This is a genomic window from Nonomuraea purpurea, assembly GCF_042650645.1.
Taxonomy (GTDB): domain Bacteria; phylum Actinomycetota; class Actinomycetes; order Streptosporangiales; family Streptosporangiaceae; genus Nonomuraea; species Nonomuraea purpurea.
Genome location: NZ_JBHSBI010000003.1, coordinates 502424 through 513965 on the forward strand (window position 1 = coordinate 502424; position 11542 = coordinate 513965).

Annotated in this window: 7 protein-coding genes and 1 pseudogene; 2 read left to right on the plus strand and 6 right to left on the minus strand. The window is 72.6% G+C overall.

The annotated features are described in order from the left end of the window. Positions 1-42 precede the first annotated feature (42 nt). A complete protein-coding gene (locus ACFOY2_RS08825; RefSeq protein WP_379527441.1) occupies positions 43-2463 on the plus strand; it encodes a hypothetical protein in 2421 nt (806 codons plus the stop codon). Here ACFOY2_RS08825 and ACFOY2_RS08830 read toward each other — a convergent pair. From ACFOY2_RS08830 to ACFOY2_RS08840, 3 genes are read right to left on the minus strand one after another with little or no spacing between them, the layout of a single operon-like run. Beyond that, positions 2460-3818: an SLC13 family permease gene (locus tag ACFOY2_RS08830; protein ID WP_379527442.1), complete on the minus strand. Its 1359-nt coding sequence runs from the start codon at positions 3816-3818 to the stop codon at positions 2460-2462. The genes ACFOY2_RS08825 and ACFOY2_RS08830 overlap by 4 nt on opposite strands. A 25-nt stretch (positions 3819-3843) precedes the next feature. Further along, positions 3844-6615 carry an FAD-binding and (Fe-S)-binding domain-containing protein gene (locus ACFOY2_RS08835; protein ID WP_379527443.1) on the minus strand — a complete coding sequence of 924 codons (2772 nt, stop codon included), beginning with the start codon at positions 6613-6615 and terminating at the stop codon, positions 3844-3846. Beyond that, positions 6612-7751, minus strand: coding sequence for a pyridoxal-phosphate-dependent aminotransferase family protein (locus tag ACFOY2_RS08840; protein WP_379527444.1), 1140 nt, complete (start codon positions 7749-7751; stop codon positions 6612-6614). Before ACFOY2_RS08840 ends, ACFOY2_RS08835 begins: the two co-directional genes overlap by 4 nt. A gap of 85 nt (positions 7752-7836) precedes the next feature. On the opposite strand from ACFOY2_RS08840, the gene ACFOY2_RS08845 reads away from it, so the two are divergent. Next, positions 7837-8553, plus strand: coding sequence for an IclR family transcriptional regulator (locus ACFOY2_RS08845; RefSeq protein WP_379527445.1), 717 nt, complete (start codon positions 7837-7839; stop codon positions 8551-8553). Here ACFOY2_RS08845 and ACFOY2_RS08850 read toward each other — a convergent pair. The 3 genes and pseudogenes from ACFOY2_RS08850 to ACFOY2_RS08860 form a co-directional block, all read right to left on the minus strand. Continuing rightward, a complete protein-coding gene (locus ACFOY2_RS08850) occupies positions 8550-9893 on the minus strand; it encodes an FAD-binding oxidoreductase (RefSeq protein WP_379527446.1) in 1344 nt (447 codons plus the stop codon). The genes ACFOY2_RS08845 and ACFOY2_RS08850 overlap by 4 nt on opposite strands. Before the next feature lie 2 nt (positions 9894-9895). Beyond that, complete coding sequence (locus tag ACFOY2_RS08855) at positions 9896-10795, minus strand: LLM class flavin-dependent oxidoreductase (RefSeq protein WP_379527447.1); 900 nt, start codon at positions 10793-10795, stop codon at positions 9896-9898. 79 nt (positions 10796-10874) lie between these two features. Next, positions 10875-11542, minus strand: a pseudogene (locus ACFOY2_RS08860) (hypothetical protein); the annotation flags it as partial.

Genomic DNA, 11542 nt, shown 5'->3' on the forward strand with positions numbered 1-11542 from the left:
GGGCCGACTCATGATGGAACCCCGAGGGAGAGGCGGCCCGCCATGCCCACCGGAATGGCCTCCCGGCCCGACGGCCTGTCGGGCGTCACCGAGCTGCGGCTGCACGGGGTTGGCGGCACCTCGCCGCAGTCGCTGCTCGACGACCTGCAGCCCATGCAGGTCGCGGGCGACCGCATCGCCGGCTTCTACCGCACGGCGGACCGGGAAGGGCGGCATGTGGAGGCGTACTCGTGGGGCGGGCTGACCTCCGGCAGCGCCTGGCGGGTGTTGTGGCTGGTGCTGCTGCCGTTCGCGCTGGCCAATCTGGCCGCCAGGATGTTCCCCTCGTGGCTGCCGGAACGCCCGGTCCGCTTCCGGCTCTTCCTGTGGGCGGCCCGGCTGGCCTCCTTCGGCCTGACCTTGAACTTCGTCCTGCTGGCCGCGGCGATCCCGATCGACTACGTGGCCTACCAGTGCGGGGGCGTGCCCTCGTGTGCGCGCTGGGCGTCCTGGTTGCTGCCGCCCGGCCTGCCCGGGGTGCGGATTCTGGTGGGGGCCGTGGTGCCGCTGCTGGTGATCGCCCTTCTGTACGTCCTCGCCTCGACCACCCAGAACCGCTACGACCAGGTCAAACCGCCCGCGCCCGTCCCCGGGAAGGAGCGGCCCGAGCAGGACGGGCGGGCCTTCCTCGGCCTGTCCGACCCCGGCTTCTGGAACGGCGTCGCCTACACCCGCTCGCTGACCCGCCTGCACGTGGCGGGCTCCCTCGCCCTCGTCGCTGCGCTGGTGGCCTGGACCGCGCACGGGGTGCGGCCGACGCCGTGGCTCCCGATCGCCATGGCCCTGCCCGTGGCCGTGGTGGTGCTGGCGGTGGGGGCGCTGTTCGCCGGCGCCCGGCCGGTCACGTGGTTGTCGTGGCTCCTGCTGGGGTCGGCCGCCTCGGCCGTGGTGGTCTCCGCGCTGCTGGCCGTCGCCCAGCCGCCTGGTGACCCGCTCGGGCCCGGCCCGCACGAGCTGCCCGGTCTGCAGGCGTTCGCCGGCTGGGTGTACGGCGGCGTCTTCGGCGCGATCTTCCTGGTCCCCCTCACGCTCGTCGCCGCCGCCTGCACCAGGAAGGACTGGCCGGGTGTGGGCTGGAGGACGGTCCTCGGCGGCGGTGCGGCCGCCGGGGCCGTCGTGCTCCTGACGGTGTGGGAGGCCGACTACCGCTGGGTCTGCGTCGGCGCCGGGCTCGGCGTGGTCATCGCCCTTGTGGGGATCGTCCGGGGAAGGGATGGTTTCCGGTGGGCCGCCCCGTTCGTCGTCCTGGGTCTGGCGGCAGCGGCGCTCAACACGGTCATGCTGGCCACGCTGCTGCTGGTGGCCGAGGGGCTGGGCGCGGTGCGGCCGTGCGACGACCCGTACCGGGGAGGGTGCCTGCCCGCGCCGGCGGGCGGCGAGACGCCGATCGCGGTGTTGCCGATGATGCGCAACGCCACCCCGTACCTGATCGTCGTGCCCGTGCTGCTGCTGATCTGCTTCCTGCTGTACGAGGGCACGCGCTGGCTGCTCAGCGGGTGGACGGACAGGCACGAGGTGCTGACCGAGTACGGCGAGAAGAGCGCGCCCGCCGAGCCGCATCCCGAGTGGTGGGTGTCCACGGTCTGCGACGGCCAGGTCCCCGGCTGGCAGGAACGGCTGGTGCGGGCGTGGCCGGGCCGCGTGGCCAGGGCGCGGCGGCTGGCGCGGGTGCCGCGCGACCTCGACCTGCTGCTCACCTCGATCGTCGTGGTCGGGGCCGTGCTGTTCGCGTGGATCCAGTCACGCCTGTGGTTGTCGGGCCGGACCCCGGCCAACGCCGACTGGCTCACCAGCGTGTGCGCCGGCATCGCGATGGCGCTGCCGGTCGTCATGCTCTGGCTGCTGCGCCAGGGGTGGAGGGACGAGCGCAACCGCAGGACCATCGGCGTGCTGTGGGACGTGGCCACCTTCTGGCCGCGCCATTCGCATCCGCTCGCGCCGCCGTCGTACGCCGAGCGGGCCGTGCCCGACGTGCAGCGGCGGCTGTGGTGGCTGCACGACAACGGCGGCGTCCCGCTCGTGGCCGCGCACAGCCAGGGCACGATCATCGCCGTCGCCGCGCTCGCCCAGCCCCGCTCCCGTCCCGAGCGGGACCGGGTCACCCTGGTCACCTTCGGCTCGCCGCTGCGCACCCTGTACGCGTGGGCGTTCCCCGCCTACTTCAACGACGCTCTCTTCCGGCGGCTCGCGGACGGACCGGACATCAAGGTCGCGTGCTGGCGGAACTTCTGGTGCCGCACCGACTACATCGGCGGCCCGGTGTCGGCGCCGGGCCCGGTGGACGTCGAGCTCGCCGATCCGCCGACCGACCGGTTCCTGTACGGCCAGCCGCTGCCGAAGGTCGGCGCCCACACCGGCTTCTGGGAGGACAAGGAGATGCGCCGCCAGATCACCATGCTGGCCAGGCGGGCCGGCACGCCCTAGCCGAGCCAGCCGGGCGCCACGAGCACGGCCCAGGCGGCGAGGGGGCCCACCAGGACGATGGCCGCGCCGTAGGTGAGGAGACGGCGGTAGAAGACGTCGCGTTCCATGCCCCTGACGTTGGCCACGAGCAGCGCCCCCGTCGTGGAGAACGGGCTGACGTCCACGATGGCCGACGACACCGACAGCGCCGCGATCATCGCGATCGGCCCGAGCGAGCCCTGCGACAGCAGCGGCACGGCCAGCGGCACCAGCGCGCCCAGGATGCCCACGGTCGAGGCGAAGGCCGACACGACGCCGCCCACGTAGCAGATGAGCAGCGCCACCAGCAGCGGGATGCCGATCGCCGCCACGGCCGAGCCGACGTAGTCGACGGTGCCGATCTCCTGCAGGACGCCCACGTAGGTGACGACGCCGCAGATCAGCAGCACGGTCGGCCAGGCGACCCGCTCGACGGCGCCCTTGTTCGTGCGCGGGGAGGTCAGGGACAGGATGACGGCGACGGTGATGGCGGTCAGGCCCACGTCGAGCTTGAAGGCCAGGACGGCCAGGCAGAGGGCGAGGATGCCGGTGAGCGTGAGCGCCTGGTGCGGGGTGAGCCGCAGCCCGCCGCCTCCGGCCGAAGAGGTCTCGGTCGCGGTGTCCCGCGCGGTCTTGGTCGCGGTCCCCGAACTCTCCGAGGTGGGCGCGTCACCGGACGGGGCGGGGTTCCCGGAGGCGCCGGGGGCCGTGTCCGGGGCGATGGAGCCGCGCCGCAGCAGGTCCATGCCGCCGAAGACGAAGAAGACGACCACCCCGGCCGCGGCGTTGAAGGCGAAGCTCGACAGGAACAGCGACAGGTTGTCGCTGGGCAGGCCGGCGTCCTTGGTCACCCCGTTCACGATCCCGCCCAGCACGCTGATCGGCGAGAACGCGCCCGCCTGCGTCCCGTGGGCCACCATGAGCCCGATCAGCATCGGATGGATGCGGTAGTCGGCGGCGAAGCCGAAGGCGATGGGCGCCAGGATCGCCGCCACCGCCGGGGCCGGGGCGCCGACCGCCGTCAGCAGCGCCGAGATGACGAACACCACCGGCGGGATGGCCGCCAGCCGCCCGCGCACCAGGTGCACGGCCGCGCGCACGAGCCAGTCGACCGTGCCGTTGTTGGTCGCGATCGCGAACAGGAGCGTCACCCCGACGAGGATCACGAACAGGCTGCCGGGGAACGCCCCGAGGATGTCGTCGGTGCTCATGCCCGCGGCCAGCGTGCCGACGAGGAAGGCGCCGACGAGGGCCAGCGCTCCCAGGTTCACGGGGAAGACGGTGGCGACGACGAACATGACGATGAGGGCGAGAATGGACAGGAGTTCTGCGGACACTGCTGACTCCGATCTCCCCCGAGCGTTATGACAGTCCGGCCGCCTCGTGGACGAGCTCGACCGGGTGGCGGGCGGCGCGTCCGGCGCCGTGGGCGATCTGCTGGCGGCACGAAACCCCCGTGGCCGCGAGCAGGGTGTCGGGCGAGGACGCGGCCACCGCCGGAAACAGCCGCAGGCCCCCGATCTTCATGGACAGGTCGTAGTGCTCGCGTTCGAATCCGAAGGAGCCGGCCATGCCGCAGCAGCCGGCGTCGATCTCCTCCACTTCCGCTCCGGGGATCCTGGACAGCAGTTCCCGCGTGGCCGTGGTGCCGACGACGGCCTTCTCGTGGCAGTGGCCGTGCAGGAGGATTCTGCGCCCGCGCAGGGCGTCGCCCAGCGTCAGTGAGCCGTCGTCGATCGCCTCGGTGAGCAGGTCGGGGACGAGCCTGGCGCGGGCGGCCACCTCGGCCACGCGGGGGTCGCCCGGCAGCAGGGCCGCGTACTCGTCCTTCAGCGTGAGCAGGCATGACGGCTCGACGCCGGCGATCGGGGCGTCGGACTCGGCCAGCCGGGCGACCATCGAGGCGGCCATCGTCCGCGCCCGGTCCAGCAGGCCCTTGGAGATGCTGGAGCGGCCGCAGCAGCCGCGCGCCTCCAGGCGCACGTGGTAGCCGGCGCGTTCGAGCAGTTCGACGGCGGCACGGCCGATGCCGGGCTCGGTGTAGGAGGTGAAGGAGTCGGCGAGCAGGATGACCTCGCCTCGGCCGGTGCCCGGGGCGGCGGGCCTGCGGGCGTGCCAGCGCAGGAGGGTGTCTCGGTGGAAGCGGGGCAGCGGGCGGCTCCCGCTCAGGCCGAGCGGGCCCCGGGCGAAGCCGGCCAGCCAGTTCGACAGGGGCGCGGTGGCCGAGCCCAGCCGGTTGAGCGTCCTGATCGCGCCGAACACCCGCGAGCGCAGCGGCACGCCGTGGATGTCCTGGTACTGGTGGAGGAACTCGCTCTTCAGCGCCGCCATGTCGACGCCCAGCGGGCACTCCGACTGGCAGGCCTTGCACTCCAGGCACAGGTCGAGGATGCCGTGCAGGCGCTCGTCGCCGAGCGCTCCGCGCGGGTCCTCCGACGACAGGGCCTTGACCAGGGCGTTGGCGCGGCCTCGGGTGGAGTGCTCCTCCTCGCGGGTGGCCATGTAGGACGGGCACATGACGCCGGTGTCGTCCTTGCGGCACACGCCCACGTTCATGCAGCGGTCGGCGGCGGCGTGCATGCCGTCCGCGAACGACAGCGTGGTGGTCAGGGGGCGCGGTTCGGGCATCGAAGGATCGCGCAGGTGCTCGGTCATCGGCGGGGCATCCACGATCTTGCCGGGGTTCAGCAGGCCGCCGGGGTCGAAGATCCGCTTGACCTGCCGCATCGCCTCGTAGAGGTCCTCGCCGAACAGCCGCCGGTTGAACTCCGAGCGGGCCAGCCCGTCGCCGTGCTCGCTGGAGTTCACGCCCCCGTGCCTGGCGGCCAGTTCGGCGATCTCCTCGGCGACCGCCCGCATGGTGGCGATCTCGGCGGGGACGCGCAGGTCGACGAACGGGCGGATGTGCAGGCAGCCGACGGAGCAGTGGCCGTAGAACCCGGCGCTCAGGCCGTGCCGGTCGAGGATGGCGGCGAACTCCTCGACGTAGGGCAGCAGCCGCTCCGGCGGCACGGCCGTGTCCTCCACGAACGCCAGCGGCCTGCGGCTGCCCACGCTGGAGGCCATCAGCAGGCCGAGCCCGGCCTTGCGCACCTTGAGCACGGCCGACTGCTGCCGCGCGGTGAGCGCGCGCAGCGTGTGGTAGCCGTGGCCGCCCGCCTTCCAGGTGGCGGCGAGCTCGTCGACGCGGTCGGCCACCTCCTTGGGCGTGTCGCCGAAGAACTCGACGAACAGCAGCGCCTGCGGGTCGCCTTCGAGGATGCCGCCGAGCCCGGCGTAGTCGACGCGCTGCCGGGACAGGTCGAGGATGGCCTTGTCGAGAAGCTCCACCGAGGCGGCGTCGAAGGTGAGCGCGTCGGCGGTGGCCGCGATGGCGGCCGGGGTGGAGGTGAAGTGGCCGACGGCGATGGCCTTGGCCTTCGGCCGCTCGACCAGCCCGACGGTGGCCTCGGTGACGACGGCCAGGGTCCCTTCCGAGCCGACGATCAGCTTGGTGAGGTCGCCGGAGGCGGCCAGGTCGAGGCGGTAGCCGCCCGAGTGCCGCCAGAACCTCGGAAAGCCCTCCAGATCGAGCCCGCGCAGGGCGCCGGCGACCGCCGTGTTCAGCCGGGGGTCGGTGGCCAGGTCGGGAGTGGTGGCGTCGGCGAGCACGACCTTCAGCGACTGGACGTGGTCGACGGTGGAGCCGTACCTGACGGAGTGGCTGCCGGCGGAGTTGTTGCCGATCATGCCGCCGATCGTGGCCCGGTTGCTGGTCGAGGTGTCGGGGCCGAACATCAGCCCGTACTTGCGCGCCGCCCGGTTGAGCTGGTCCTGGACCACGCCGGGCTGCACGCGGGCGGTCGCGCCGTCGATCTCGATGATGCGGTTCATGTGCCGGGAGAAGTCGACGATCACCGCCGCGCCGACGGTCTGCCCGGCCAGGCTGGTGCCCGCGCCGCGCGGCAGCACCGGCACGCCCAGTTCGCCGCAGGCGGCGACCAGGGCCTGGACGTCGTCGGCGTGCCGGGGGAAGGCGACCGCGAGGGGCTGGATGGCGTACATGCTGGCGTCGGAGGCGTACAGGTGCCTGGTGTACGGATCGTCTCTGACGTCGCCGCTGATCAGCGGCGACAGGGTCCGCGCCAGGCTCATCCGGCCTCCTCCAGGTACGCCAGCGCGGCACGCACCCCGCCCTCCTTGATCGGGACCCCGGCGGCGCTCAGCCCCATCTCGACCCCGCTCAGCGTGCCGGCGAGCATCAGGTCGGTGAAATGTCCGAGATGCCCGATACGGAACACGCGTCCGGCCAGCCGCCCGAGCCCGGTGCCCAGCGACATGTCGAACCGCTCCAGGATGAGCCGCCGGACGGCGTCGGCGTCGTGCCCGTCGGGCATCAGCACCGCCGTGAGCGCGCTGGAGTGTTCGCGTTCGTCGGCGCAGAGCACCTCCAGCCCCCAGCCGCGCACGGCCCGCCGGGTGGCCTCGGCGTGGCGGTCGTGCCGGGCGAACACCTCGGGCAGGCCCTCCTCCTCCAGCAGGTCGAGCGCGACGCGCAGCCCGTACAGCAGGTTGGTGGGCGGGGTGTAGGGGAAGAAGCCCTGCCGGTTGGCCGCGATGATCGGCTCCCAGTCCCAGTACGAGCGGGGCAGCCGCCCCCGGTGGGCCAGCGCCTTCTCGCTGACGGCGTTGAAGCCGAGGCCGGGCGGCAGCATCAGGCCCTTCTGCGAGCAGCCGACGGTCACGTCCACGCCCCACTCGTCGTGGCGGTAGTCCATGGAGCCGAGCGACGAGATCGTGTCCACCAGCAGCAGCGCCGGATGCCCGGCCCGGTCGATGGCCTGGCGGATCTCGCGCACGCGGCTGCGCACGCCGGTGGAGGTCTCGTTGTGCACCACCATGACGGCGGCCACGTCGGGGGTCAGGAGGCCGTCGAGCGCGCCCGGATCGGCGCCGTGCCGCCAGTCGCCGGGGACCACGTCGACGACCAGCCCGAGTTTGGCGGCCATCTCGCACCAGAGTGTGGAGAAGTGCCCGGTCTCGAACGCCAGCACCTTGTCACCGGGCGACAGCGTGTTGACCAGCGCCGCCTCCCAGGCGCCCGTCCCCGACGACGGGTAGACGATCACGTGGGAGCGGGTCTGGAAGACGCCTTTCAGGCGTTCGAGCAGCTCGGTGGCGAGCGTGGCGAACGCGGGCCCCCGGTGGTCGACGGTGGGCTGGGCGATGGCGCTGAGCACGCGTTCCGGGACGTTGGTCGGACCGGGGATCTGCAGGAAGTGGCGGCCCACTGTCTCTCCTCCGTGCCATCACACGGCACGGTGTGCCGCTGTGCGGTTCACTAAGGTTAAGATCAGCCCGCAAAGGAGTCAATGGATGCAGAACGTGATCAACGCCTTGCGCGTGCTCGAAGAGGTCGCCGCCCGCCAGCCCATCGGCGTGGGCGAGGTGTCGCGCGGGCTCGGCCTGCCCAAGAGCACGGTGCAGCGGTCGCTGCACACGCTGCACGAGGCCGGGTGGATCAGGCCCGCGGGGGGCGAGGTGACGCGCTGGCAGGTGACGAGCAAGGCCCTGCAGGTGGCCCGCCGCACCGAACTGGGCCTGCGTGACGCGGCGATGCCGGTCATGGAGGAGTTACGCCAGCGCACCGGCGAGACGATCCACCTGATGGTGCCCGAGGGCGACGCGGTCGTGCTGATCGAGCGACTGGAGACCGACAAGCCGCTGCGCATCGTGCTGCCGCTGGGCATCCGGCTGCCGCTGCACGCCTCGGCCAACGGCAAGGCCGTGCTCGCGCACCTGTCGAGGCCGCCGGGCGAACTGCCTGAGCTGCCGGCCTACACCGACACCACGATCACCGATCCCGAGGCGCTCAGGGCCGAACTGGAGGCGGTGCACGTGCGGGGTTATGCGGACAATCGGGGCGAGTGGCGCTCCGACATCGCCGCGGTGGCCGCCGCCGTCCTCGGCCCCGAGGGGCCGATCGCCAGCCTCAGCATCTCCACCCCGTCCAGCCGCATGCCGGACGAGCTCAGAGCCGAGTACGGCACGCTCGTCACCCGGGCGGCCAGGGCGCTGTCGGAAGTCCTTTAAGGGGCGATGGGGAAGTTGTCGCGGAAGACGTTGTCAGGGTCGTAGCGGCCTTTGAGCGCGCGCAGGCGGTCTAAGGTCGGCTCCGGGTAGGCCTCGTGGAGGCGTTCGCTGCGCTGGTCGGTCTCGAAATTGATGTAGATGCCGGAGAAGTGCGGGCGCATGTCATCCCAGATCCGGTCCAGGCGGGTGCGGGCGGCGCCGAAGGCGGACAGCGAGAAGTTGGCCGAGCGGCCCGCGTAGGCGGTCGCGTCCCGCGCGACGTCGCCGACCGCCCCTCCCGCGGAGCGGATCTGGAAGAAGTACGACTCGCCGCTCTCGATCAGGCGGGCCACGTCCACGGCGAGTTCGGGGGTGAGGTGGTCGGCCAGCGCGGAGCGGGTCACCGGCTCGCCGTGGCCGTTGTGCGGGCCGTGCGGCGCGTTCATGAGCGCGGCGTACGGGACGATCTGGATGCTCTGGTCGAGCAGCGGCGCGGTGGCGGCGATGGGCCGCAGCCGGCTGATCACCGTGTCGGGGTCGGCGGCGTCGACGACGGTCATGATGTGGGCGAGCAGCGGCTGTCCCGGGCGGGGGCCGCCGATGATGAGCGAACTGGTGACCTCGCGCGGCGCCGCCTCGACTGCGGCGCCCCAGCGGTGCAGGAAGCCGGCCGTGTCCGTGGCGTCCACGACGAACTGGGCGAAACCGACGTCGCCCACCTCGTCCACCTCGAACTCGAAGGCGGTCACGACGCCGAAGTTGGCCCCGGCGCCGCGCAGGCCCCAGAACAGCTCGGCGTGCTCGCCGTCGTCGGCCCTGACGTGCGTGCCGTCGGCCAGGATGAGCTCGGCCGCGCGCAGGTGGTCGATGGTCAGGCCGTGCTCGCGCACCAGCCAGCCGATGCCGCCCGCGGTGGCCAGGCCGCCGACGCCGACGCCGCCGTAGTCGCCGGAGGTGAGCGCCCAGCCGTACGGGGCGAGCGCGGCGGCCACCTCGCTCCAACGGGCGCCGGGCCCGACGCGGACGCGGCGGGTCCGCTCGTCGAGCACCTCGATGGCGTCCAGCCGGGAGACGTCGATGACGATGCCGCCGTGGTTGGTGGAGCGCCCGCTGATGCCGTGGCCGCCGCTGCGGATGCCCAGCTTGACCGGCTGCGCGCGGGCGAAGGCGAGCGCGTCGGCGACCTCGGCGGGCGTGCCGGGGCGCAGGACGAGGCCGGGCGATCCGCCGCGCAGGTACGTGGAGCGGACGCGGGCGTAACCGGCGTCGCCCGGCTCGATGGCCGTCAGGTGGCCGGGGACAGCGTCGTAGTCGATGTCGCGGTGGCGGGCTCTTGCCTGGTTGCTTGGCACCGTGACCATGGCTACCTGCCGGCCCGCTCGGCGGCGACGAGTTCGCGCGTGGCCGGCGCGACCTCCTGCCCGAAGATCTCCACTGCCGCCGGATCGTCCCCGATGAGGATGAAGCCGCTGACGCCGTACCGCAGGGTGAGCGCGGCGAGCTGCTCGGCCCACTGCTCGGGCGGCCCCGACAACAGCCGGTCGCTCGGCGGGCCGAACCGGCCGCCGATGTTGAGCAGCCGCCGCACCGACGCGGGCTCCCTGCCCGCCTCGGCCGCGGCCTCGTCGATGATCGCGTTGCCTTCGGCGAGCTGGTCGAGGCTCTTCATGTACGGCAGCGACGGCAGCCATCCGTCGGCCTTGGCCCCGGTCAGACGGAGCATGCGCGGCTTGTAGGCGCCCAGCCAGATGCCGATGTCGTGGACCGGGGCGGGCCCGCGCTTGGCGCCGTCGACCTGGTAGTAGGCGCCGTCGAAGCGGAAGAACTCCTTGGCGTCGGCGTCCCAGACGCCCCTGATGACGTCGATCGCCTCGCTGAGGGCGTCCACCGACTGCGCGGGCGTGAGCCGGCCTCCGCCCATGGCCTCGATCGCGTCCCAGAAGCCGCCCGCGCCCAGGCCGAGTTCGACCCGGCCGCCGCTGAGCGCGTCGAGACTGGCCGCCGCGCGGGCCAGCACGGCCGGCGGGCGCAGCGGCAGGTTGATCACGTTGCCCGACAGACGCACCCGCTCGGTGCGCGCGGCCACGTAGGACAGCAGCGTCCAGGTGTCGAGGAAACCGGGCTGGTAGGGGTGGTCCTGGAAGGTCACGAGGTCCAGGCCGGCGGCCTCCGAGACCCGGGCGAGGTCGACCGCCTGGTGCGGGGCGGAGTTCACGGGAGTGATGAAGGACCCGAACAGCAGGTCGTGGCCGTAGTCGGGCATGGGTCCCCCTAGAGTCTGCATCACAGATGCGTGGCTCCACAAACTGTATGCATCAAAGATGTGTTGTCAAACCACACATTTACAGAACAGCGCGTGCCAGCCCGTCCGCCCGTTCACGGGCGGCGGCCGAGGCGGCCCGGTTCCCAAGCATGTCCGCGAGCGCCGCCTGCTTGAGCCAGTTGTACGGGCTGCGTGGCCGCACGCTGATCCGCTCGCTGACCAGGACCCTGGCCACGTCCCACGCCCCCGCCCGCAACGCCGACTCCAGCAGCGTCCTCTGCACGGCGTCCCGCTGCGCGTGGCTGCCGCCGAACTCGTTGACGCGATGCCTGATCGGATACAGCAGGTCCACCACCCCGGTGTGGTCGCCGCGCCCGAATGCCACGACGGCCCGGCACGCGTCCTCCACCTCGGTGGTCAGCAGTCCCAGGTAGGCGGCCAGGACGTTGCCCATCGCGATGGCGGCCTCGTACGACATGAGGGTGTGCTCGGGCCGGTGAGCGCTGGCGCCGCGGTGGCCGATCGCAAGGGGGGCTTGGCCGCGGCGCTCTGCCGTGGCGGGGGCTGTCTGGGTCAGCACGACGGAGAACCTACCGCCGACGATGGTTGCCGCCAGCGTGCTCACGATTGACCTGCTCCCCGTCCTAAAGGGGACGGGGATTCCCGTGCCGCTATGCGGCAGCTCGTGCCGCTTGCGCGGCCCGTGCTGTGGAACGGGGTGCTTGACGTTTCTCGGACCCGGGTGGG